This window comes from Streptomyces sp. NBC_00078, from assembly GCF_026343335.1.
GTDB lineage: Bacteria > Actinomycetota > Actinomycetes > Streptomycetales > Streptomycetaceae > Streptomyces.
On the sequence record NZ_JAPELX010000001.1, the window covers coordinates 4,329,455 to 4,351,854 of the forward strand.

Genomic DNA, 22,400 nt, shown 5'->3' on the forward strand with positions numbered 1-22,400 from the left:
GCGGACGGCGAACGTGCCCTCGGTGCGGCGGGGGACGGTCAGCTCTACGCATCGCTCTGGATCGGCGACTCCCGCGAGCTCGTCTTCGGGCAGCAGCCGCAGGGTCAGCACGCCGGGACCGCCAGCTCCGCCCAGACGGTCTTGCCCCAGCGCATTTCGTCGTAGCCCCAGCGGTGTGACAGCGCGTCGACCAGTACCAGGCCGCGCATCGGCGACGTACGCCTCGATCGACTCAACGTCGGCCACCTGGTGGAGGTGTTCGACGCAATAGCCGACGACAACGAAGTGATCGCAGCCGAGAACGAGGCCCGCCGCGAGCAGATAGCCCGCTGCAAGCCGAGCAAGCCCGGCCGCCCCATAGGAGCCGAACGGAAGCTGCTCGCGGCCGAACGCGCCAAGCTCGCCGAGATGAAGCCGTTCCGGAAGATCACCGGCCCGGCCACCCGGCAGGCGATCCGCCGCACCCTGCGCGCGGCCCTGAACTCCGCGATCGCCCAACAGCTCATCACCTTCAACCCGGCCTCCCACGTCGAGCTGGAGTCCGGCAAGCGCCCGAAGCCGCTCCTCTGGACGAACGAACGTGTCCGGCGCTGGCGCGAGACGGGCGAGATCCCCGGCCCAGTGATGGTGTGGACGCCTCAGCAGTTCGGCGCCTTCCTCGACGCCGCCGAGGGCGACCGGCTGTACGCGGTCTTCCACTTGATGGGTTCCCGTGGGCTCCGTCGTGGCGAGGCAGTCGGCCAGGACTGGCACGAGATCGATCTCGGCGCCGACCTCATCACCCCCGCCAAGGAGATCGTGGTCGACGGCTGGGACCTCTACGAGTCCGAGCCGAAGACGGACGGCAGCGCCAACACGATCGCGCTCGACAGCATGAACATCGCCGTACTGCGCGACCACAAGGCCCGCCAGGACAAGGAGCGCGCGGACTGGGGCACCGCCTGGCAGGACACGGGCAAGGTCTTCACGAAGGAGGACGGCTCCTGGCTCCACCCCGAGACCGTCTCGGAGACCTTCCGCCGCATCCTCGCCACGACCGACCTGCCGCCCGTCACCCTGCGGGACCTGCGCCACGTCGCCGCGACGCTCACGCACGGAGGCGGCGGCGACATCCACACGGTGAAGGAGACGCTGCGGCACTCCACCATCACGCTGACCTCGGACACGTACACGAGCCTGCTCCCGCAGCTGGACCGCGAAATCGCCGAGAAGGCAGCGAAACTGATCCCCCGGTCGCGTCCGGCAGCTGCCGATTCGTCCGCCCAAACGACACCCGATCCGCAGGCCGCGAGCGCATCCGCTCACGCATCGCTCACGCACTGGCCCGAAAACGAAGCAGCGCCCGACCCGACCGAAGCCGACTCAGGCGCTGCGCAGCAGGTCAGAGGGGATGCCCCCGTCACCCGCACCGTAGGCCCTGTGGGACTCGAACCCACAACCAATGGATTAAAAGTCCACTGCTCTGCCAATTGAGCTAAGGGCCCTTGGCGATGTTGCTCCCCCGAGCATAGCCGGACACGGCCACGTCTCCGATCGGGTATCGAGGACGCGGCCGCGCCGCGGGCGAAGATCCTGCCGGAGTGTCAGGAATCGCCCTTGTCAAAGGTGCCTCCGGAGGCCACCGCCGGGGACGTACCGCGGGCCGGTGGGCGTCGGTGGTCCGGGGTGAGGAACCAGTGCCGGGCCGACGCCAGCCACCACACCGCGGCGAAGCCCAGCACGGCCAGGACGGCGACCGGGGCGTAGTTGAAGCTCTCCCAGGTGACCGGCGAGACCTGGGGCAGCATGAAGAGGACCGTGATGACGCCCACCCACGCCACCGAGACGATGCCGATCGGCCGCGACCAACGGCCCAGGTGCCACGGCCCCCGTTCGAACGCGTCGCCCTTGACCAGCCGCAGCAGCGTCGGGATGACGTACGCGATGTAGAGGCCGATCACGGCGACGGACGTCACGGCCGCATAGGCGGTGTAGTTGATCAGGTACGGCAGGCCCAGGACCAGCGCCGCGCCGGCCGCCAGCCACACCGCCGCCACCGGCGTCCGGGTCCGCGGGCTCACCGTGTGCCACACGCGCGAGAACGGCAGTGCGCCGTCGCGCGAAAACGCGTAGATCATACGGCTGTTGGCAGTCACCGACGCCATTCCGCAGAACAGCTGCGCCCCGATCACCACCAGCAGCAGCAGCTTGCCCGCGGTCGCGCCGAGCGCGTCCAGCAGGATCTGCGCGGGCGGCGCGCCCGTCGGGGAGGCGAGCTCCTTGTCGTACGACTGGATGGCGAAGGTGAAGCCGAGCAGCAGCACGAAGCCGGCTATCCACGACGTCCAGATGGACCGGACGATGCCCTTCGGGCCGGCCGTCGACGCGTCGTGCGTCTCCTCCGTCATGTGGGCGGAGGCGTCGTAGCCGGTGAAGGTGTACTGCGCCATCAGCAGGCCCAGGAGGACGACGTACACCCCGCTGCCCCAGCCCGTGTTGTTCACGAACTTCGTGAACACGAAGGACGCCGACTGGTGGTGGTCCGGTACGAAGGCCAGCGCGCCGACGATCACCCCCACGCCCAGCACGTGCCACCACACGCTGACGCTGTTGAGCAGGGCGACGATCCGCACCCCGAACGTGTTCAGCAGGCCGTGCAGGAGAAGGATCGCCGCGAAGAGCAGGATCGTGCGGCCGGGAGTCACCTCGAAGTCGAACTGCAGGTTCAGGTACGCGCCCAGGAAGGAGGCCGCCCCGAAGTCGATGCCCGCGGTCACCGCCACCTGGCCCAGCACGTTGAACCAGCCGGTGAACCATGCCCAGGCGGCGGCCGAACGCGGTGGCGCGAGCCGGTGCGCCCAGAAGTACAGGCCCGCCGACGTCGGGTACGCCGAACAGATCTCGGCCATGGACAGGCCGACGAAGAGCGTCATCAGGCCCACGGCCACCCAGCCCCAGGTGATCACCGCCGGGCCGCCGGTGTTCATGCCGAACAGATACAGCGTCAGACATCCCGACAGGACCGAGATGATCGTGAAGGAGACCGCGTAGTTGGAGAACGCCGACATGCGGCGGGCCAGGACCTGCGTGTAGCCGAGCTGGGCAAGCCGTTCTTCGTCCGACAGCCCACTCGCCATGGCGTCATCTGTCATGCCCCCAGCGATTCCCTCCGGGAGGTCGTGACATGCGCCACACGGTAGGTGCTTTGGCCAAAAGTTTTCGTCGCCACGGAAGTTCGTCGCCACGGAACGGCGAAGGGCCCGTACGACCGAAGTCGTACGGGCCCCTTCCTCACTTCATTCGGCGTCAGCCGTTGCGCTTCCAGCGCGGCTTGTCGTCACGGCGCCCGAAGGAACCGGTGCCGGTACCCGTGCCGCTGCTGCCGCGGTGGCCCGGGCGGTCGTGGCCGCCGGCGCGGAAGCCGGGGCGGTCGCCCTGGCGGTCACGGTTGAACGGGCGGTCGCTGCCCCGGTGACCGGTCGCGGGACGGTCGTCGCGGCGGAAACCGCCACGGTCGTTGCCCCCACGGTCGTTGTCCCGACGGAAGCCACCCGAAGGACGCTCGTCACGACGGTCGAAGGAACGGCCACCACGGTCGCCGTCACGGCGGTCGTTGTTGAAGCCGCCGGACGGACGGTCGTCGCGGCGGAAACCGCCACGGTCGTTGCCCCCACGGTCGTTGTCCCGACGGAAGCCACCCGAAGGACGCTCGTCACGACGGTCGAAGGAACGGCCACCACGGTCGCCGTCACGGCGGTCGTTGTTGAAGCCGCCGGACGGACGGTCGTCGCGGCGGAAACCGCCACGGTCGTTGCCCCCACGGTCGTTGTCCCGACGGAAGCCACCCGAAGGACGCTCGTCACGACGGTCGAAGGAACGGCCACCACGGTCGTTGCCCCCACGGTCGTCGCGGCGGAAGCCACCCGACGGGCGGTCGTCACGACGGTCACGGCGCTCGTAGTTGCCCCGCTCGTCACGCTGCTGACGCGGGCGCTCGTAGGAGGAGGACACCTCACTTACCGGCGCCTCGGCGGCGGCCTGCTCGGCCGCGGCCTCGACGACGGCGGCGGCCTCGGCGACCGCGGCCTCCGGGTCCTCGCCGCGCTCGCGGGCGGCTCGGGCGACGAGACGGTCGGCCTCCTCACGCAGCTCGGTCGCGCGGCGCTGCGCCCGCTCCAGCTGCTTGGCGAGGTGGGACACCTCACGCTCGGCCTGCTGCGCCGCGTTGGCCGCGGACTCGGACTGGACCTCGGTCATCGAACGGGCGCCGGTGATGTCGGCGACCTCGGGCTCGAAGGCCGTACCGGAGTTGATGATGTGACGCCCGGCGTCGACGCCCGCGTCCTCCATCAGGCGGAAGATCTGGCGGCGCTGGTGCGGCAGGGAGAGGGAGACGACCGTTCCCGTACGACCGGCACGCGCCGTGCGGCCGGCGCGGTGCAGGTAGTCCTTGTGGTCGCCGGCCGGGTCCACGTTCAGGACCAGGTCGATGCCGTCGACGTGGATACCGCGGGCGGCGACGTCGGTCGCGACGAGCGCGTTGACGTAACCGTCCTTGAAGTCGGCCAGCGTGCGGGTGCGCGCGCCCTGGGTCATGCCGCCGTGCAGCGCGTCCGCCTTCACACCGGAGTCGCGCAGCTGCTCGGCGATACGGTCGGCGCCGAGCTGGGTGCGGACGAAGATGATGGTGCGGCCCTTGCGGGAGGCGATCGCGGCGGTGACCGGCGCCTTGTCCTTGGGCTTCACGATCAGGATGTGGTGCGACATCGTCGTGACGTTGCCCTGGGCGCTGTCGACCTCGTGCGTGACCGGGTTGCTCAGGTAGCGCTTGACCAGCGTGGAGATCTCGTTCTCCATCGTGGCCGAGAACAGCATCCGCTGGCCGCCGGCCGGGATCTGGTCGAGCAGCTCGGTGACCTCGGGCAGGAAGCCCAGGTCGGACATCTGGTCGGCCTCGTCGAGGACGGCGACCTCGACGTTCTCCAGGGAGCAGGCGCCGCGGTTGATGATGTCGCGCAGGCGGCCGGGCGTGGCGACGAGGATGTCGACGCCGCGCTCCAGGGCGTAGATCTGGTTGCCCATCGACGTACCGCCGCAGACGACCTTCATCTTGAGGCCGAGGACGTCGCCGTACGGCTGGAGGGCGTCCGCGACCTGCATCGCGAGCTCACGGGTCGGGGTGAGGATGACGGCGCGCGGCTTGTGCTTCTCGGTGCGGCCGCCCGCGAGGCGGGTCATCGTCGGCAGACCGAAGGAGAGGGTCTTGCCGGAGCCGGTGCGGCCACGGCCGAGGATGTCCTTGCCGGCCAGGGCGTCCGGAATGGTCGCGGCCTGGATCGGGAAGGGGGTGGTCACGCCGTTCTGGGCGAGCTTGCGCACCAGGCCCTCGGAGAGACCGAGGTCGGCGAAGGTGACCTCGGGAGCTTCCGCCGCAACCTCAGTGCCTTCGTTCTCGGGCACGACGACGTGATCAGTACTGGAAATGGACATGCGTAAGCGAAACCTTCCGGAGTCTCGTCGGCACGCGCCCGTCAACTCCGTGTTTCGCAATACGACCGCCTCTATGCGGTCAGCCACGGCAAGGGAGAGAACGCGCCACACGGCGCGCTCTGCGTTGGCGCCGGGCAATGGGATCAAACGATCTACCACCATACGCACCCACCGCCCCCGAAGGCAAACCCGGCCTCATAGACGTACGTCACACCCGACGGCGCCCGGCCTCTCCCCGACCCAACTCCCCCGCCCACCCGGACTCTTCTACGCCGGTGACCCCGCGACCGGCGCCGGCTCCCGCTCCGCCAGCTGCGGCGCCGTCTCCTGGTGGGCCGACGACGACGGCTCGGCGACCGTCGGCTCCGGCGAGGCGGACGTCGGCTGCTCACTCGGCGTCGGCTGCGGCTCGGACGTACGCGTCGGGGTGGGTGACGCCTTGGTCGGCGCGGGAACCCCCGGCTTCGCCGGCCTGCCGGACGCCGGAGCGGACTGGGAGGCCCCCGCGGACGGCGAGGCCGAGGGCGACGCCGACTCCCCGCCTGCCTTCTTCTCCCGTGTGCCGTCCCCGTGCTTGCCATCGGCGGCGACACCGCCCCCACCGCCCCGCCCGGACACCGCCGATCCCCCGTCTGGCGCCTCACCACCCCGCTGCCCCGCGGAATGCGACGGCTTCGCGCTCCCTCCCCCGCCGTCCTCGCCGACGCTCATGCAGCCGGCGGCAGCGGCGACGGCCATGACCGTGGCGGCCAGACGGACGGGTACGTACAAGGGGCGCACGGAAAGCCACCTCCGAGGCGGGGGAAGGAGTCAACATGCCCAACTCCCGCCGCCCGCAAGAGGACACGCGGGTGAGTGACGTCGCGACCACGGGCCGGACGGCCCGGCCGCGGGCGTTCGCCCTCCGCCGGACGGTGAGCGGCCACGCCGTGCCCCGCGGCAGACAGGGGATGTCCGTGCCTCCGCCACGGACGCTTCGTCCCTGACAATGGCTGTGTGCTGGAGATGACACGCGAATCTTTCGAGGAACTCGTGAGCCAGGCGCTGGACAAGATCCCGCCGGAGCTCGCCAGGGTCATGGACAACGTCGCCGTGTTCGTCGAGGACGAGCCTCCAGCCGACGACCCCGAGCTGCTGGGCCTGTACGAGGGCACCCCGCTCACGGACCGCGGCGAGTGGTACGCAGGCGTGCTGCCCGACCGCATTTCGATCTACATGGGTCCCGCGTTGCGCTACTGCGAGACGACCGAGGACGTGGTGCACGAGGTCGCCGTGACCGTGATCCACGAGATCGCCCATCACTTCGGGATCGACGACAAACGGCTTCACGAGCTCGGCTGGGGCTGATCTCCTCACCCGCCCTTCAAGCTCTCCACAGGTACGACTCGTCCGCACGAGAGTCACGGGCCCACCCGCATATCCACGTGCGCACTTGGGCATACGGGACCAATGGCCCGCGTCCCCGCCGTCGCCGTGACCGTCCTGAACCGGATGCGAAGGGCTCCAGGCACCCTCGCCCGGCACTACCGCACCCGCCGCCCGCTCCCGACGCTCGAACTCGTCCGCCGGCCCCACCCCTGGCCCCGCGCCCTCGGCCTGGCCGCCGTCGTCCTGCTCGGCGCCTGGCTGGGACTGCTGGTCGTCGGCAACGTCAAGGTCCCGGTCGGCCCCATGAACACGACGATGACCCTGCGCCCCTCCCTGACCGGCGGCACGAAGATCAACATCTCGCCGCTGGGCGCCCTGCAGCTGAACAGCCACCACGCCCCGTTCCGCCTGGACGTCAACGTCGACCAACTGGACCCCGTCCGCGCCCAGGCCCTGGTCGACCACCCCGAACGCCTCTCGGGACTCCAGGACGAGGTCGCACACGACGTCGAGCACGGCACCCTCGACCTGGCCCTGCGCTCGGGCGTCGCCGTCGTCTCCGGCGCGACGGCCCTCGGCCTCGCCGTCTACCGCCGCCCGCGCCGGGCCCTGGCCGCCGGCGGCACGGCCCTCGCCCTCCTCGCCGCCTCCGGAGCGTCGGCGTACGCCACCTGGAACCCCGAGTCCGTCCTCGAACCGACGTACTCGGGCCTGCTGTCCTCAGCGCCCTCCGTGGTCGGCAACGCACGCAGCATCGTCACCGAGTTCGACGTCTACCAGAAGGAGTTGGCGCGCCTGGTGACCAACGTGACGAAGCTCTACGACGTCACGTCCACCCTCCCCGCCTACCAGCCGGACCCGTCCACGGTCCGTGTCCTGCACGTCTCGGACATCCACCTCAACCCCGCGAGCTGGAAGATCATCGCGTCGCTGGTGGACCAGTACAAGGTGAACGTGATCGTCGACACCGGCGACACGATGGACCACGGCACGACCGCGGAGAACGGCTTCCTCGACCCGGTCGCGGACCTGGGCGCGCCCTACGTCTGGGTGCGCGGCAACCACGACTCCGCGGCCACCCAGCGCTACCTCTCCCGCATGAAGAACGTGCACGTCCTGGACGAGGGCCGGGCGGAGACCGTCGCCGGCCTGCGCTTCGGGGGCATCGGCGATCCGCAGTTCACCCCCGACCGCTCGAACGAACTGGGAGCCGACGCGTCGGAGGAGCTGGCGGGCGACCGCCTCGCCTCGGCCCTGCGTGACCAGAAGAGCGCCGGCACCCCGGTCGACGTGGCCATGGTCCACGAACCGTCGGCGGCCCGCGAGGTCGACGGCGAGGTACCCCTCGTCCTCTGCGGCCACCTGCACCACGAGGGCGACGAGATCCTGAAGAACGGCACCCGGCTGCGCATGGAGGGCTCGACAGGCGGCAGCGGCCTGCGCGCACTGGAGCACAAGTACCCGGCCCCGATCGAGGCCTCGATCCTCTACTTCGACCGCGACTCCCGCCGGCTCCAGGCCTGGGACGCCATCAAGCTGGGCGGCCTGGGCGAGACGACGGCAGAGGTCACCCGCCACCTCCCGAAGGAAAACCAACCAGGAGGCACCCCGGCCTCCCCCACCCCGTCCACACCTTCCACCTCAGCCCGGTAAACCGTTTTGGCGATACCTCCCGCCATCCCATATGCTTCTCACGTCCCCGACGCGCTGAGAAGCGCCCAGGCGGGCCGATAGCCCTCATCGTCTAGCGGCCTAGGACGCCGCCCTTTCAAGGCGGTAGCACGGGTTCGAATCCCGTTGGGGGCACGTAAGACCGTGTGCGACACTGTCGTACGCAACAGCTTGGTCCTGTGGAGCAGTTTGGAGTGCTCGCCACCCTGTCAAGGTGGAGGCCGCGGGTTCAAATCCCGTCAGGACCGCTGAGGTTTCCCCGGAAACCTCGTGGCTGGGTAGCTCAGTTGGTACGAGCGATCGCCTGAAAAGCGATAGGTCGCCGGTTCGACCCCGGCCCCAGCCACAGTGAAGGCCCCGATCTTCGGATCGGGGCCTTCTTCGTTTTGGCAGCCTCCCCCGCGGCGCTGGGACGATGAGCCCGGACGAGGACCAGGCCATTCGGACCAGGCCATTCGGGATGCGGAGTTCGAGAAGGATCGGGCCGGTACGGGCTGACGGCCACCGTGATCAGCAATCCCGCCATCGCCCGGGGTGCGATCTTCGGGGTGCGGCGGCTGGACGGCGACAGGACGGTGATCGTGGGCGTGCCGGCGGCGGCGTTCATCGCGGTGCGCAGCATGACCACCGCGTATCTCGGGATCAGGGCCGTCTCCGGCACCGCCGGATCCATCGCGCCGGGGAAAGGCGGCACCCCTCGGCAGCAGGCTCCCACGGCCGCTACGGGGCGACGAGCCCCTTGAACCGCCTGGGCTGAGCGACCCCTGCTGAGCCGCCGGGCGACAAATCGTTCGCCACGGATTTCTCCGGGATGAGATCCTGGATCGCGTATGTCTACGCACCCTGCCCCCGCCACCCCGGCCCTCGGCCCCCTCGCCGCCCGCCTGACCGAGCTGTCCCTGCGCGACGCGCACCGGCTCGGGCGCAGGCTCGAAGGCGCGCGCAAGATCCGTAAGCCGCAGGCCCAGGCCGCCGTTCTCGCCGAGATCGAGACGGAGGTCGCGAAGGCCGAGCAGCGGATGGGCGAGCGGCGCGGCCGGGTGCCCGCCGTCTCGTACCCCGAGCAGCTGCCTGTCAGCCAGAAGAAGAGCGAGATCGCCGACGCCATCCGCGATCACCAGGTCGTCATCGTCGCCGGTGAGACCGGGTCCGGCAAGACGACCCAGATCCCGAAGATCTGCGTCGAACTCGGGCGCGGCGTGAAGGGCATGATCGGGCACACCCAGCCCCGTCGTATCGCCGCCCGTACCGTCGCCGAGCGGATCGCCGAGGAGCTGGACACGCCTCTGGGTGAGGCCGTCGGCTGGAAGGTGCGCTTCACCGACCAGGTGAACCCGGACGCCACCTTCGTCAAGCTGATGACCGACGGCATCCTGCTCGCCGAGATCCAGACCGACGGCGAGCTGCGCGCCTACGACACGATCATCATCGACGAGGCCCACGAGCGGTCCCTGAACATCGACTTCCTGCTCGGGTACCTCGCCCAGCTGCTGCCGAAGCGGCCCGATCTCAAGGTCGTCATCACCTCCGCGACCATCGATCCTGAGCGTTTCTCCCGGCACTTCGGCGACGCGCCGATCGTCGAGGTCAGCGGGCGGACGTATCCGGTGGAGGTGCGGTACCGCCCGCTCCTGGAGGAGGACTCCGACGACTCCGACCGCGACCAGATCACCGCGATCTGCGACGCGGTCGAGGAGCTCCAGGGGGAGGGCAAGGGCGACATCCTCGTCTTCCTCTCCGGTGAGCGGGAGATCCGCGACACGGCGGACGCGCTGGTGAAGAAGAACTACCGCTTCACTGAGGTGCTGCCCCTTTACGCGCGCCTGTCCCACGCCGAGCAGCACCGTGTCTTCCAGCAGCACACGGGACGCAGGATCGTTCTGGCTACGAACGTCGCCGAGACGTCCCTGACCGTCCCGGGCATCAAGTACGTCATCGACCCGGGCTTCGCCCGTATCTCCCGCTACAGCCACCGTACGAAGGTCCAGCGGCTGCCGATCGAGCCGGTCTCCCAGGCCAGCGCCAATCAACGCAAGGGCCGATGCGGCCGTACGTCCGACGGCATCTGCATCCGCCTCTACTCCGAGGACGACTTCGTCGCCCGTCCGGAGTTCACCGACGCGGAGATCCTCCGTACGAACCTGGCCTCCGTCATCCTGCAGATGACCGCGGCCGGTCTCGGTGACATCGAGAAGTTCCCCTTCATCGACCCGCCGGACCACCGCAACATCCGCGACGGTGTGCAACTGCTCCAGGAGCTGGGCGCGTTGGACCCGGCGGAGAAGGACGTACGCAAGCGGCTCACGCAGAGCGGGCGCAAGCTCGCCCAGCTGCCGGTCGACCCCCGGCTGGCCCGGATGGTCCTGGAGGCCGACAAGAACGGCTGTGTGCGCGAGGTCATGGTGATAGCCGCCGCGCTCTCCATCCAGGACCCGCGCGAGCGCCCCGCCGACAAGCAGGCGCAGGCGGACCAGCAGCACGCCCGCTTCAAGGACGAGACCAGCGACTTCCTCGCGTATCTGAACCTCTGGCGGTATGTGCGCGAGCAGCAGAAGGAGCGGGGTTCGTCGTCCTTCCGCCGGATGTGCAAGCAGGAGTACCTCAACTTCCTGCGCATTCGCGAATGGCAGGACATCTACACCCAACTCCGCACGGTCGCCAAGCAGATGGGCATCCACCTCAACGAGGACGACGCCCCCGGCGACCGCATCCACGTCTCCCTCCTCGCCGGGCTGCTCTCGCACATCGGCATGAAGGACGTGAAGGACGCCGGGGGGGACGGTGGGAGAAGCACAGCGAAGAACGAGTACCTGGGCGCGCGGAACGCCAAGTTCGCGCTCTTCCCGGGCTCGGCGCTCTTCAAGAAGCCGCCGCGGTTCGTGATGTCGGCGGAGCTGGTGGAGACCTCCCGCCTCTGGGCGCGCGTCAACGCCAGGATCGAGCCCGAGTGGGTCGAGCCCCTGGCCGAGCACCTCCTCAAGCGCACGTACAGCGAACCGCACTGGGAGAAGGACCAGGCGGCCGTGATGGCGTACGAGAAGGTCACGCTGTACGGCGTGCCGATCGTGGCCCAGCGGAAGGTCAACTACGGCCGTATCGACCCGGAGACGTCCCGCGAGCTGTTCATCCGCAACGCGCTCGTCGAGGGCGACTGGCGCACCCACCACAAGTTCTTCGCCGACAACCGCAGGCTCCTCAGCGAGGTCGAGGAGCTGGAGCATCGCGCCCGGCGCCGGGACATCGTCGTCGACGACGACACGCTCTTCGACTTCTACGACGCCCGGGTGCCCGAACACGTGGTCTCCGGCGCCCACTTCGACTCCTGGTGGAAGCACAAGCGGCACGAGGAGCCGGAGTTCCTGGACTTCGAGCGGGAGATGCTCATCCGGGAGTCGGCGGAGGCGGTCACGAAGGCCGACTATCCGGACTCGTGGCGGCAGGGGCCGCTGAAGTTCCGGGTGACGTACCAGTTCGAGCCGGGCGCGGACGCCGACGGCGTGACCGTGCACGTTCCGCTCCAGGTCCTCAACCAGGTCGCGGACGAGGGCTTCGACTGGCAGATCCCGGGCCTTCGGGAGGAGTTGGTCACCGAGCTGATCCGCTCCCTCCCCAAACCGATCCGCCGCAACTACGTGCCGGCACCGAACTTCGCGAAGCGCTTCCTGGACACGGCGTCGTCCCCGGAGGGGCGCGACCGGACACCGCCACTCCGGGAGCCGCTGACAACGGCCATGGCACGCGAACTGAAGCGCATGGTCGGCGTGCCCTTCGAGGCGTCGGACTTCGACTGGTCGAAGGTCCCGGACCATCTGCGCATCACCTTCCGCATCATCGACGAGCGGCGTCGCAATCTCGCCGAGGACAAGGACCTTGAGGCGCTGAAGCTCCAGCTGAAGCCGAAGGCGCGCCAGGCCCTGTCCCAGGCGGCGGCCGCCACGGCCGAGCGGCAGGGCGGGGAGTCCCTGGAGCGCAAGGGCCTCACCGACTGGACGATCGGCTCCCTCACCCGCGTCTTCGAGACGCGCCGCGCCGGCCAGCCGGTGAAGGCGTATCCGGCACTGGTGGACGACGGTGACACGGTCTCTGTGCACCTGTTCGACACGGAGGCGGAGCAGGCGGAGGCGATGTGGAAGGGCACGCGCAGGCTGATCCTGCGCAACATCCCCGTCAACCCGGCGAAGTTCGCGTCCGACAAGCTGACGAACGCCCAGAAGCTCGCCCTGTCCGCGAACCCGCACGGCTCGATCCAGGCTCTGTTCGACGACTGCGCGATGGCGGCGGCGGACAAACTGATCGGGGACTTCGGCGGCCCGGCGTGGGACGAGGAGTCGTATCGGAAGCTGTTCGACAAGGTGCGCGCGGAGATCGTGGACACGACGATCCGCACAGTGGGCCAGGTGCAGCAGGTCCTGGCGGCCTGGCAAGCGTGTGAACGCCGCCTGAAGGCCGTACGGAGCCCTGCGCTGCTGCCGAACCTCGCGGACGTACGCAAGCAGCTGGACGCCCTTGTGAGGCCGGGTTTCGTGACGGAGGCGGGGCTGCGTCGCCTCGCCGACCTGATGCGCTATCTGGTGGCCGCGGATCGCCGGCTGCAGCAGATGCCGACGGGCGTGCAGCGGGACACGACGCGCATGGAGAAGGTCCACGAGATGCAGGACGAGTACGCGTGGCTGCTGGAGCAGATGCCCCAGGGCCGCCCTGTCCCGTCCTCAGTGCTGGACATCCGCTGGATGATCGAGGAGCTCCGGGTCAGCTATTTCGCCCACGCCCTGGGCACGGCCTACCCCGTCTCCGACAAGCGGATCGTGAAGGCGATCGACGCGGCCGCCCCGTAACCACCCGCGCACACGGGGTGAGTTCGACCAGCGGGCTCACCCTCCTGTACAGTCTCTTCTCGCAGCGCAACGCACGAATCGCACTGCGAAACCTGGTCCTGTGGAGCAGTTTGGAGTGCTCGCCACCCTGTCAAGGTGGAGGCCGCGGGTTCAAATCCCGTCAGGACCGCAGCAGAGAAACGAAGGCCCGCATCCCGGCAAGGGACCGCGGGCCTTTCGCATGCCGCGGGTCTCTCGCATGCCGGGTCTTCATCTTTCGGGGGCGGTCCGCATCTCCCAGCCCGTCAGGCGGGTGAGAACGAGGCCGTTCAGGCCGACGCGGGGTCTGAGGCGGCGCGGCAGGCACGCGCCGCGCGAGCACCACGCCGTCTTGACGCCGTCACTTTCCGTCGGTACCCAGAAGACAGGGCCCGTTCCCCGTGCGGCCCACGGAGGTGGCGTATGGCGGCATCGGTCAGGCACGAGACACGGGCCTTGCTCCGTGCACATCTGTCGGCCGCTTCGTCGTACGGCCATCTGACCCGCCACTGCCCGATCTGCCACCACCTGCTGCGGCTGGCGATGGACTCGCAGAGGGGCCCCGACGCACCGGACGACGCCGTGGAGGACGAAAGCCCCGCCGGCATCTGAATCCGACGGCTCCCAACACCCGCCTCACCGTGGGAGCCTGGAGCACCTGCCTCCTCTAGCGCACGTGTGCCAAGCGCAACAAGGACTCTGGCATGTGACGGGTGTCACCGCATGAGTTTCTGAAACCGCGGCACTTACACCCCGCCTACAACTAGTCAATTTTATATGTGCAATTGCACCCTCCGGAAGGCTCCTCCCGGGCACCGCCCGGAGGACCCCCACAGCAGATCCGACAGCCCTCCCCAGACTCCGACAGGGCCACTCACAGGGCCGCCGACCAGGCACGCGACACGCACAAAAAAGATCGCGCTGGACCCGGCGGAGTCCAGCGCGATCTACGACGCACCCTGTTGCTTGCTTGAAAAACTCTGAAGAGCGTGGGCGTGGAGCCTGTTGGGGCAGACCCCGCGTCGCTTGGAGCTAGGGTTCGGGCGTCACGGCACGTTGGGGGACCTGCCGATTTGCCCTGTTATGCAGTTGTTCAGGCCTCGCTGCGCTGCTGGGGGATGCCCGCGAGCAGAGCACGGACCTCCGCCTCGCGGTAGCGGCGATGCCCGCCGAGCGTACGGATCGAAGTAAGCTTTCCGGCCTTCGCCCACCGCGTGACCGTCTTGGGGTCGACACGGAACATGGTGGCGACCTCAGCCGGGGTCAGCAGCGGCTCGGCATCAGGGGTGCGAGCGGTCATGAGCGGCCTCCTCGGGAGAACCGATCGTTCTCGGTTCTTTCCTCTAAATTCTGCACCTTGACCCGCGTTGCCCGAAATGGCGGACGCGAGTCGAGTCGGTTATAGGACGAACGGCTTGTCCTCGGCACTACAACTACACCATCTGTCCAGCCGCGTCGGCCAAACCGATGGAATTGCCCCTCCAGGTGTTCATCAGCGACGGAAGCCGATGGACCATGCCATAACGGACAGTCACGCCCCTGTGACGATCAGTCACAGGACACTCAGGAGCCACGAGACCCCCCAAAGCGTGCAATACGGACGGAGTCCTCCCCGGACTCCTTGTCCTATTTTGGCATGAGGAGGGGTAAGAGGCGCAAGAGCCGCGTAAGTGCGGTCCATCACGCTTGGCCGGGGTTGAGCATTACTTGAGGCGATCGCCCGGATCGTGACCTACGTCCCAAGTCGGGGAAACCTCAGTCACCTCAGGTACCTCGGTGCGAGGACAAAACCCCAAAACGGGCGTCACGTCAAACGTCAGTTCGCCGAGCGCCGGTCCCTGACAGACCGCCAGCGCTCCACGAGCCGCGCGTACGCCGCACCCGCGGCCGCCCCGTCGCCCTGCCGCAGCGCCTCGATGCCCTCGGCCACGTCCGCCGCCGAGTGGTCGTCCTCCAGCTCTCCGGCCGGCAGCGTGTGCACCAGACCGCCGTAGTCCAGCTCCACCAGCGAGCGCGGGTGGAACTCCTCCAGCCAGCGCCCCACATCCACCAGACCGTCGATCAGCGGCCCCTCGTCGACGCCGTCCTTCAGCGCCCGCAGCGCCCGCGCCACGCGCCGCCGTGCCTGCACCATCGGCGTCTGGTAGCGCAGCACCGGAGGGATCTCGCCCGAGCCCTTGTCGAAGCGCCGCTCCTCGTCCGACACCAGCACGAACCAGTGCAGCGGCACCTGCCAGGTCGCCGTACGGATCCAGGGGCGGGCGTCCGGGTTGCGGACCAGCCAGCGCTCGTAGTCCTGGGTCGCCTGGCGTCGTACGACCTCCGGCAGTACGGCGTCCAGGACCGCCTGGGGCAGCTCCTCGGCCAGCTCCTGAAGGGCCTGCCACCCCCGCAGCCGGGTCCGCCAGGGACACACGCACACGACCCCGCCGACCTCCAGCACAAAGGCGTCGCCGCTCTCGTGCACCGGCACCGGGATCGGCGGGGTGGGCGCCAAGTCGGCCAGGGAGCGGCGAAGTTCGTCCTGGTACGAGGGCAGGTCCGCGCGCCGGGCGTAACGCGCCCAGTGGCTGCGCTCGGGCTCGGGGAAGGCGGCCAGTGGTTCGTACACGCGCAGATACGTCGCGTACGGCACGATCACCGAGGACACCTTGGGCACGCCTGCTCCCTCCCCCGCCCACCACCGGGAAAACCTGCGGAACCCGCTCACAAACGGGCGGGAAATCTATGCAAATCGTCGCACGGACGTGCTCCCGCGGTAGGTGATCCTGAGCACTGCGCGGATGGCGGGGCTCCCAGGCTCTAATCTCGTCCTCACAGCCCCCGCCACCCACACGGGAGCTGGGTCTCCAACCGCCGCTACTTACTTCAGGAGTCACCACCGTGACCGACGTAACCGGCGCACCTGCTGATGTACTGCACACCCTGTTCCACTCGGACCAGGGCGGACATGAGCAAGTCGTGCTCTGCCAGGACCGCGCCAGCGGCCTCAAGGCCGTGATCGCCCTCCACAACACCGCTCTGGGCCCCGCCCTCGGCGGTACGCGCTTCTACCCGTACGCGAGCGAGGCCGAGGCCGTCGCCGACGCGCTGAACCTCGCGCGCGGGATGTCGTACAAGAACGCCATGGCCGGTCTCGACCACGGCGGCGGCAAGGCCGTGATCATCGGCGACCCGGAGCGGGACAAGACCGAGGAGCTGCTGCTGGCCTACGGCCGGTTCGTGGCCTCCCTCGGCGGCCGGTACGTCACCGCGTGCGACGTCGGCACCTACGTCGCCGACATGGACGTCGTGGCCCGTGAGTGCCGCTGGACCACGGGCCGCTCGCCCGAGAACGGCGGCGCGGGCGACTCCTCCGTCCTCACCGCCTTCGGCGTCTACCAGGGCATGCGGGCCAGTGCACAGCACCTGTGGGGCGACCCGTCGCTGCGCGGCCGCAAGGTCGGCATCGCAGGCGTCGGCAAGGTCGGGAACCACCTGGTCGAGCACCTGCGGGGCGAAGGCGCCGAGGTCCTCATCACGGACGTGCGCGAGGAGGCCGTGGGGCGGATCCTCGCGGCACACCCGACCGGCGTGCGCGCCGTGGCCGACACCGCGACCCTGATCCGCGCCGAGGGCCTCGACATCTACGCTCCCTGCGCGCTCGGCGGGGCCCTGAACGACGACACCGTGCCCGCACTGACCGCGAGGATCGTCTGCGGGGCGGCCAACAACCAGCTCGCCCACCCGGGCGTCGAGAAGGACCTCGCCGACCGCGGGATCCTCTACGCGCCGGACTACGTGGTGAACGCCGGCGGTGTCATCCAGGTCGCCGACGAGCTGCGCGGGTTCGACTTCGACCGGTGCAGGGCGAAGGCGGCGAAGATCTTCGACACCACGCTCGCCATATTCGCTCGTGCGAAGGCGGACGGGATTCCGCCGGCCGCGGCGGCCGACCGGATCGCCGAGCAGCGGATGCACGAGGCGGCCCCCGGACGCAGTCTCTGACCTTCAGGAGGTTTGGCCGGTACCCGTCGGCGCACACTTAGAGAGAACTCTCACGTCCGTCGGCGGGTCGCCTGCCGAGAAGTGGTTAAAATCGCGGTTGACCAGCGGGGACGGCGCGCCCCGAGGGTCCTGGACTGGGGTCCGTCCTGCGGGCGACGTACCGTATGGGCGCGGGCTCAGGTACCGTGGAAGCCCTACGGACCGGTCTCTCTGCGGAGGGCCCGTTCCAGATCATGAACGCGTGTCAAGACTCTGGGGCCGCCGGGCCCCGTATTCGAGGGGGTCGAGCCATGGGGCGCGGCCGGGCAAAGGCCAAGCAGACGAAGGTCGCCCGCCAGCTGAAGTACAGCAGCGGCGGGACTGACCTGTCGCGTCTGGCCAATGAGCTGGGCGCATCGACTTCGAGCCAGCCGCCGAATGGCGAGCCGTTCGAGGACGACGACGACGAGGAAGAAGACCCGTACGCCCAGTACGCGGATCTCTATAACGACGACGATGAGGACGAGGACGGCGAGTCCGGTCCCACGTCGCAACATCGTCGCGGTGCTTGACGCATTCAGCAGTGCTTGACCCGGTCCGGGGTGGTTCACACCACCGGACCGGGTTTTGCGCTGCCATCGGGTCCGTCGTCGGGCCCGCGTCCGTCCTCGGGCCCGTCAGGCGCTGTAGTCGCCGACGAGTGCCGCGCCCGTCTTGTGGTCGCCGCGGTCCGTGATCTCTCCGGCCACCCAGGCCTCGACCCCGCGGTCGGCCAGCGTCGCCAGCGCCACGTCAGCCGACTCCTCGGGGACGATGGCGATCATGCCGACGCCCATGTTGAGGGTCTTCTCCAGTTCCAGGCGCTCGACCGAGCCGGTCCTGCCGACGAGGTCGAACACGGGGCCGGGGGTCCAGGTGGAGCGGTCGACGAGGGCGTGCAGGCCGTCGGGGATCACTCGCGCCAGGTTCGCGGCCAGGCCGCCACCCGTCACGTGCGAGAAGGCGTGCACGTCCGTGGTGCGGGTCAGGGCCAGGCAGTCCAGCGAGTAGATCTTCGTCGGCTCCAGCAGCTCCTCGCCGAGGGTGCGGCCGAACTCCTCGATCCGTGCGTCGAGCGACAGGCCCGCCTGGTCCAGCAGGACGTGCCGGACGAGTGAGTACCCGTTCGAGTGAAGACCGGAGGCAGCCATGGCGATCACCGCGTCACCCGTACGGATGCGATCCGGGCCCAGCAGCCGGTCGGCCTCCACGACGCCCGTACCGGCGCCGGCGACGTCGAAGTCGTCCGGGCCGAGCAGCCCGGGGTGTTCGGCCGTCTCGCCGCCCACGAGGGCGCAGCCGGCCAGCACACAGCCCTCCGCGATGCCCTTGACGATCGCGGCGACCCGCTCGGGGTGGACCTTGCCGACACAGATGTAGTCGGTCATGAACAGCGGCTCGGCGCCGCACACCACGATGTCGTCCATGACCATGGCGACCAGGTCGTGGCCGATGCTGTCGTACACACCCAGCCGGCGCGCGATGTCGACCTTCGTGCCGACGCCGTCCGTGGCGGAGGCCAGCAGCGGGCGCTCGTAGCGCTTGAGGGCGGAGGCGTCGAAGAGGCCGGCGAATCCGCCGAGGCCGCCGAGGACCTCGGGGCGCTGCGTCTTCTTCACCCACTCCTTCATCAGCTCTACGGCGCGGTCGCCCGCTTCGATGTCGACGCCCGCGGCTGCGTAGCTGGCACCAGTTGTCTCAGACATGACGGTGAGAACTTTCGTGTCGTACTGCAGGTATGACGGGCTTTACGGGCGACGGATCGCGTCGGCCGCCGCCGTGGCTGCCGGACCGGCGGCCAGCTCGGTCTCCAGAAGCTGCTTGCCGAGCAGTTCGGGGTCCGGGAGCTCCATCGGGTACTCGCCGTCGAAGCAGGCGCGGCACAGGTTCGGCTTGGCGATGGTGGTCGCCTCGATCATGCCGTCGAGGGAGATGTACGCCAGGGAGTCCGCGCCGAGCGAGGTGCCGATCTCGTCGATCGTCATGCCGTTGGCGATGAGCTCGGCGCGGGTGGCGAAGTCGATGCCGAAGAAGCAGGGCCACTTCACGGGGGGCGAGGAGATCCGGATGTGGACCTCCGCCGCGCCCGCCTCGCGGAGCATGCGGACCAGGGCGCGCTGGGTGTTGCCGCGCACGATCGAGTCGTCGACGACGACCAGGCGCTTGCCCTTGATGACTTCCTTCAGCGGGTTCAGCTTCAGGCGGATGCCGAGCTGGCGAATGGTCTGTGAGGGCTGGATGAACGTACGGCCGACGTAGGCGTTCTTGACCAGGCCCGCGCCGAAGGGGATGCCGGACGCCTCCGCGTACCCGATCGCGGCCGGGGTGCCGGACTCCGGGGTCGCTATGACGAGGTCGGCGTCGACCGGGGCTTCCTTGGCGAGCTTGCGGCCCATCTCCACGCGGGAGAGGTAGACGTTCCGGCCGGCGATGTCGGTGTCGGGGCGGGCCAGGTACACATACTCGAAGACACAGCCCTTGGGCTTCGCATCCGCGAATCGAGAGGTGCGCAGGCCGTTCTCGTCGATGGCCACGAACTCGCCCGGCTCGATCTCGCGGACGTAGCTGGCGCCGCAGATGTCGAGGGCGGCGGACTCGGAGGCGACGACCCAGCCGCGCTCCAGGCGCCCGAGGACCAGCGGGCGGACGCCCTGCGGGTCGCGGGCGGCGTACAGGGTGTGCTCGTCCATGAAGACGAGCGAGAAGGCTCCCCTGACCTTCGGAAGGACCGTGTGTGCGGCCTCCTCGATGGTCAGCGGCTTGCCGTCGGCGTCGACCTGGGCCGCGAGCAGCGCGGTGAGCAGGTCGGTGTCGTTGGTGGCCGCGACACGAGGGGTGCGGCCGCCCTCCTGCTTGGGCAGGTCGGCGACCATCTCGGCGAGCTGCGCCGTGTTGACCAGGTTGCCGTTGTGGCCGAGCGCGATGGAGCCGTGCGCGGTGGCACGGAACGTCGGCTGGGCGTTCTCCCACACGGAGGCGCCGGTGGTCGAGTAGCGGGCGTGACCGACCGCGATGTGACCGGTGAGCGAACCGAGCGAGGTCTCGTCGAAGACCTGGGACACGAGGCCCATGTCCTTGAAGACGAGGATCTGGGAGCCGTTGCTGACCGCGATTCCCGCGGATTCCTGGCCTCGATGCTGGAGGGCGTAGAGCCCGAAGTAAGTGAGCTTGGCGACCTCTTCGCCCGGAGCCCAGACACCGAAGACGCCGCAAGCGTCCTGGGGGCCTTTCTCGTCGGGGAGCAGATCATGATTGAGTCGACCGTCACCACGTGGCACGGCACCGAGTGTAGGCGAGATCGACCACTGGTCCGAATTGGGGACAGCTGCCGCTCATGGATCACCGCCCGGCGACCGCTTCGACGGTTTCTCCGTTTGCGCTGGTCAGCGTGAGGTTTCGGTGATCCAACTGGTAGTTCACCGTGCGGCCGAAGAGGCGCAGGAGACTCTTCTCCGTATGCATGAGTGAGGTGTCGCACATCATTCGGGTGGTGGACGGGCCGCCGAGGGTGATATGTCCGTCGCGCACCGTGGCCTTGGCGGTCACCTGATTGCAGCCCAGCTTGCCGGTGACCTTGCCGGGCTTCTCCTCGAACGTGAGATACGCGGACGCCTTCTGCTTCTGCGGCAGGCTCGTCGCGGAGCCGTCGGCACCCAGTGCCGTGACGGTCCACTTCGTCCCGAACAGTGGCGCGTCCTTCTCCTTGGTGAGGTGGATGCGGTCGCCGTCGTGGGCGGTGAGGGTCAGCGCGCCGTCCTTGGCCTCGACCGTGAGCGAGCGGTCGGTGAGGGTGCGGGAGAGGGCCCGCTCGAAGGTCATCCGCCGCGGCTCGCAGGCCATCAGGGTCTGGCGGGCGTTGGTCAGCTCGACGCGGTGGTCCGTGAAGTCGGCCTTGGCGCTGAAGTGGTTGCAGCCGTAGTTGCCCGCGGCTGTTCCGTCGTCGGTGATCCGGACGTCGGCGTCGGCGGGAGCGCGCCGGGTGGTGCCGTCCACGGTGACGCTGTCGACCTTCCAGTGGACGCCCGAGATTCCGGGCGCCACGGGGGCGCTGCGTGTCTCGGAGACGCTGCCCGTCTCGCTTCCGCACGCCATGCCGAGCGGAAGAACGGTCAGGACGGCGAGGATGAGTCGCGTGTTGTCCATGCCGATGGGACGGGAGGGACGCGGGCCCGGTTCCCCTCCGCGGGCCCGGCTCACCCCATGAGCGGCAGCAGCCCGCTCAGGTCAGCCCGCTCACCACTGGCGCTGACCTGGGCGTTCTCGATCGCCTCCGGCCAGGTCACCCGCCCCGTCGCGAGCCGGATCCAGGTCAGCGGGTCCGTCTCGACGACGTTCGCAGGGGTACCGCGGGTGTGCCGGGGGCCCTCGACGCACTGCACCACGGCGTACGGCGGGATCCGCACCTCCGTCGAGCCGCCGGGTGCCTTCGCGGCCAGGGCGTCGGCGAGGAGCCGGGTGCAGGCGGCGAGGGCCTGGCGGTCGCAGGGCACGTCGAGACCCGGCACGGCGGCGTTCAGGTCGTCGGTGTGGACGATCAGTTCGACGGTGCGGGTGACCAGGTAGTCGGCGAGCGTCATGGCGCCGGTGCGGGCGGCGAGGACGCGGGTCTCGGGGGCGGTGGCGAGGGAGGCGGTGAATCGCTCGCCGGTGCGGGCGTAGAAGGCGTCGAGGTCGGGGTTGGCATCGGCGAGGCTCCGGGTGCGGTCGGCGATGGCGGCGGCGCGGGTGGCGGTGGCGAACGGCCAGTCGGTGAGCGTGAGCTCCGGCTTGGGCGGCTCCTCACGCGCGAGGCCACGGCTGACGCTCTCCACGGCCATCGCCAGATGCGCGGCCAGGTCCCGGACCGTCCACTCGCCGAGCCGGGTGGGTCCGGCCAGCTGCTCGGGGGTCAGGGAGACCACGGCCTCCCGTACGTGCGTGAACTGGGTGAGGACCGCCGCCCGGATCTTGGCCGGGTCGTAGGCACGGGCGCGCTTCTTGGCCGGAGACATGCCGGGAGCCTAGGGCCTCTCCGCGCCCCTGCGCCGGTCACTT

Annotated in this window: 16 protein-coding genes, 5 tRNA genes and 1 pseudogene; 12 read left to right on the forward strand and 10 right to left on the reverse strand. The window is 69.3% G+C overall.

Annotation, left to right across the window (positions count from 1 at the left end; genetic code table 11):
* Positions 1–198: 198 nt before the first annotated feature.
* A pseudogene (locus OOK07_RS20255) lies at positions 199–1,239 on the forward strand (site-specific integrase); the annotation flags it as partial.
* A gap of 172 nt (positions 1,240–1,411) precedes the next feature.
* Here OOK07_RS20255 and OOK07_RS20260 read toward each other — a convergent pair.
* The 4 genes from OOK07_RS20260 to OOK07_RS20275 form a co-directional block, all read right to left on the reverse strand.
* Positions 1,412–1,484 (reverse strand) — tRNA-Lys (locus OOK07_RS20260).
* Between the two features lie 99 nt (positions 1,485–1,583).
* Complete coding sequence (locus OOK07_RS20265; RefSeq protein WP_266797791.1) at positions 1,584–3,131, reverse strand: amino acid permease; 1,548 nt, start codon at positions 3,129–3,131, stop codon at positions 1,584–1,586.
* Positions 3,132–3,285: 154 nt separating this feature from the next.
* The gene (locus tag OOK07_RS20270) at positions 3,286–5,469 is read right to left on the reverse strand and encodes a DEAD/DEAH box helicase (protein ID WP_266797793.1); all 2,184 of its coding nucleotides are present in this window, start codon (positions 5,467–5,469) and stop codon (positions 3,286–3,288) included.
* A gap of 267 nt (positions 5,470–5,736) precedes the next feature.
* Positions 5,737–6,249: a hypothetical protein gene (locus OOK07_RS20275; protein ID WP_266797795.1), complete on the reverse strand. Its 513-nt coding sequence runs from the start codon at positions 6,247–6,249 to the stop codon at positions 5,737–5,739.
* A gap of 216 nt (positions 6,250–6,465) precedes the next feature.
* Between OOK07_RS20275 and OOK07_RS20280 the strand changes: the two genes are divergently transcribed.
* The 9 genes from OOK07_RS20280 (at position 6,466) to OOK07_RS20320 (ending at position 13,973) form a co-directional block, all read left to right on the forward strand.
* Positions 6,466–6,816, forward strand: a complete 351-nt coding sequence (locus OOK07_RS20280; protein ID WP_266682254.1) for a metallopeptidase family protein — start codon at positions 6,466–6,468, stop codon at positions 6,814–6,816.
* A gap of 102 nt (positions 6,817–6,918) precedes the next feature.
* Positions 6,919–8,490 carry a metallophosphoesterase family protein gene (locus tag OOK07_RS20285; RefSeq protein ID WP_266797797.1) on the forward strand — a complete coding sequence of 524 codons (1,572 nt, stop codon included), beginning with the start codon at positions 6,919–6,921 and terminating at the stop codon, positions 8,488–8,490.
* Positions 8,491–8,570: 80 nt separating this feature from the next.
* Positions 8,571–8,643, forward strand: a tRNA-Glu gene (locus OOK07_RS20290).
* Between the two features lie 38 nt (positions 8,644–8,681).
* Positions 8,682–8,756, forward strand: a tRNA-Asp gene (locus OOK07_RS20295).
* Between the two features lie 24 nt (positions 8,757–8,780).
* Positions 8,781–8,854, forward strand: a tRNA-Phe gene (locus OOK07_RS20300).
* A gap of 160 nt (positions 8,855–9,014) precedes the next feature.
* Positions 9,015–9,251 carry a hypothetical protein gene (locus OOK07_RS20305; protein ID WP_266797799.1) on the forward strand — a complete coding sequence of 79 codons (237 nt, stop codon included), beginning with the start codon at positions 9,015–9,017 and terminating at the stop codon, positions 9,249–9,251.
* Positions 9,252–9,338: 87 nt separating this feature from the next.
* The gene (gene hrpA / locus OOK07_RS20310; protein ID WP_266797801.1) at positions 9,339–13,343 is read left to right on the forward strand and encodes an ATP-dependent RNA helicase HrpA; all 4,005 of its coding nucleotides are present in this window, start codon (positions 9,339–9,341) and stop codon (positions 13,341–13,343) included.
* A gap of 94 nt (positions 13,344–13,437) precedes the next feature.
* Positions 13,438–13,512: transfer RNA gene (locus OOK07_RS20315), tRNA-Asp, on the forward strand.
* 272 nt (positions 13,513–13,784) lie between these two features.
* Positions 13,785–13,973, forward strand: a complete 189-nt coding sequence (locus tag OOK07_RS20320) for a DUF6274 family protein (RefSeq protein ID WP_266682258.1) — start codon at positions 13,785–13,787, stop codon at positions 13,971–13,973.
* A gap of 481 nt (positions 13,974–14,454) precedes the next feature.
* Here OOK07_RS20320 and bldC read toward each other — a convergent pair whose 3' ends face one another.
* Positions 14,455–14,661 carry a developmental transcriptional regulator BldC gene (gene bldC / locus OOK07_RS20325; protein WP_003949541.1) on the reverse strand — a complete coding sequence of 69 codons (207 nt, stop codon included), beginning with the start codon at positions 14,659–14,661 and terminating at the stop codon, positions 14,455–14,457.
* Between the two features lie 516 nt (positions 14,662–15,177).
* Positions 15,178–16,020, reverse strand: a complete 843-nt coding sequence (locus OOK07_RS20330) for a DUF8083 family protein (RefSeq protein WP_266797803.1) — start codon at positions 16,018–16,020, stop codon at positions 15,178–15,180.
* A gap of 224 nt (positions 16,021–16,244) precedes the next feature.
* On the opposite strand from OOK07_RS20330, the gene OOK07_RS20335 reads away from it, so the two are divergent.
* Both OOK07_RS20335 and OOK07_RS20340 read left to right on the forward strand, forming a co-directional pair.
* Positions 16,245–17,348, forward strand: coding sequence for a Leu/Phe/Val dehydrogenase (locus OOK07_RS20335; RefSeq protein ID WP_266797805.1), 1,104 nt, complete (start codon positions 16,245–16,247; stop codon positions 17,346–17,348).
* 290 nt (positions 17,349–17,638) lie between these two features.
* Entirely contained in the window at positions 17,639–17,899 is a 261-nt protein-coding gene (locus OOK07_RS20340; protein WP_266682261.1) for a DUF3073 domain-containing protein, read from the forward strand.
* A 105-nt stretch (positions 17,900–18,004) separates the two neighbouring features.
* Here OOK07_RS20340 and purM read toward each other — a convergent pair whose 3' ends face one another.
* The 4 genes from purM to OOK07_RS20360 form a co-directional block, all read right to left on the reverse strand.
* Positions 18,005–19,072, reverse strand: a complete 1,068-nt coding sequence (gene purM, locus OOK07_RS20345; RefSeq protein WP_266797807.1) for a phosphoribosylformylglycinamidine cyclo-ligase — start codon at positions 19,070–19,072, stop codon at positions 18,005–18,007.
* A gap of 42 nt (positions 19,073–19,114) precedes the next feature.
* Positions 19,115–20,644, reverse strand: coding sequence for an amidophosphoribosyltransferase (gene purF, locus OOK07_RS20350; protein WP_266682263.1), 1,530 nt, complete (start codon positions 20,642–20,644; stop codon positions 19,115–19,117).
* Positions 20,645–20,705: 61 nt separating this feature from the next.
* Entirely contained in the window at positions 20,706–21,509 is an 804-nt protein-coding gene (locus tag OOK07_RS20355; protein ID WP_266682264.1) for an META domain-containing protein, read from the reverse strand.
* A gap of 50 nt (positions 21,510–21,559) precedes the next feature.
* Positions 21,560–22,357 (reverse strand): maleylpyruvate isomerase family mycothiol-dependent enzyme, encoded by a 798-nt coding sequence (locus tag OOK07_RS20360; protein WP_266797810.1) that lies wholly within the window; start codon positions 22,355–22,357, stop codon positions 21,560–21,562.
* Positions 22,358–22,400 lie beyond the last annotated feature (43 nt).

Bases quoted from the DNA above. Each gene is read 5' to 3' on its own strand.
- OOK07_RS20265 (WP_266797791.1), bottom strand. From the start codon at position 3,131: ATGACAGATGACGCCATGGCGAGTGGGCTGTCGGACGAAGAACGGCTT.
- OOK07_RS20270 (WP_266797793.1), bottom strand. From the start codon at position 5,469: ATGTCCATTTCCAGTACTGATCACGTCGTCGTGCCCGAGAACGAAGGC.
- OOK07_RS20285 (WP_266797797.1), top strand. From the start codon at position 6,919: ATGGCCCGCGTCCCCGCCGTCGCCGTGACCGTCCTGAACCGGATGCGA.
- hrpA (WP_266797801.1), top strand. From the start codon at position 9,339: ATGTCTACGCACCCTGCCCCCGCCACCCCGGCCCTCGGCCCCCTCGCC.
- OOK07_RS20320 (WP_266682258.1), top strand. From the start codon at position 13,785: ATGGCGGCATCGGTCAGGCACGAGACACGGGCCTTGCTCCGTGCACAT.
- bldC (WP_003949541.1), bottom strand. From the start codon at position 14,661: ATGACCGCTCGCACCCCTGATGCCGAGCCGCTGCTGACCCCGGCTGAG.
- OOK07_RS20340 (WP_266682261.1), top strand. From the start codon at position 17,639: ATGGGGCGCGGCCGGGCAAAGGCCAAGCAGACGAAGGTCGCCCGCCAG.
- purM (WP_266797807.1), bottom strand. From the start codon at position 19,072: ATGTCTGAGACAACTGGTGCCAGCTACGCAGCCGCGGGCGTCGACATC.
- OOK07_RS20355 (WP_266682264.1), bottom strand. From the start codon at position 21,509: ATGGACAACACGCGACTCATCCTCGCCGTCCTGACCGTTCTTCCGCTC.
- OOK07_RS20360 (WP_266797810.1), bottom strand. From the start codon at position 22,357: ATGTCTCCGGCCAAGAAGCGCGCCCGTGCCTACGACCCGGCCAAGATC.